Annotated in this window: 1 protein-coding gene; it reads right to left on the bottom strand. The window is 31.2% G+C overall.

The features are described 5' to 3' along the window. Window positions 1-880, bottom strand: an 880-nt coding sequence (locus tag AC5EAH_RS08155) for an ISNCY family transposase (RefSeq protein ID WP_493494281.1), incomplete at its 3' end; no start/stop codon positions are given. Between the last annotated feature and the right edge of the window lie 29 nt (window positions 881-909).

Raw genomic sequence — 909 nt, 5'->3', positions numbered from 1 at the left:
GGGTATTAAATACTCTTTCAACTCGCCCTTTTGCTTGGGGCACAGAAGTTGTTTGAATACCTACACCTAACTGTTGACAAGCATAAGTAAATTGAGTAAAGGTATCTTCTTCAAGAGACTTCTTCACTTTAGATTCATATTCAAATATCGTACGACGATCTGTTTTAAACTCGTTAGGAATCCCATACTTCGTTAAAATTTGATGAAACAAAGTATAATAACCTTTTAAAGTTTCTTCTTTTTCAAACCAAGCACCAACAATATGACTAGAGGCATCATCAATAGCGATATATAAATGGACTTTATTACCGGTACCAAACCAATCATGAGAACTAGCATCCATTTGTATTTGTTCACCAAAATATTTTTTTCTCGGACGACTAGGATGTGCATTAAACGGGTCTAACGTTTCTAGTTTGTTGATAATTATTTTTTCTTCTCGTATTTTCTTTTCAGTTTCCAATAGTGATTTAAGTTGTTGTCTTACTTCACGTTTAGTTTTTTTACGAGCTTTAGGACTTAAAATGTAATGTTGATATAGTATAGTAGCGATAGTTGAACGAGAATAATGAATATTTTCTATTTCACTTAATTTCTCTGTAAAGTGAGTAAAATTAAACTTAGAATATTTTTCAATATACAACTTAACAATATTTTCTTTTAACTCACTGCTGATCGAATGGATAGGTTGACGACCTTTATTACCATGTTGAAAAGCTTGTTTACCTTCTTGTTTATATCTTTTAATTAGTCGATTAATGTGGCGTCTGCTGACGCCTAAACGAATCTCTGCTTTTTCTTTAGTGTATTTCCCCTCAACGACATATTTAATCACTTCATATTTGTTATACTCTTTCAAATTTAACACAACCTTTCTCATATTCTCCTCCTAATTTATAATATATATCT

The sequence above is a fragment of the Staphylococcus sp. B1(2026) genome (assembly GCF_058895785.1).
This window is presented reverse-complemented; position numbering and strand designations above follow the sequence as displayed.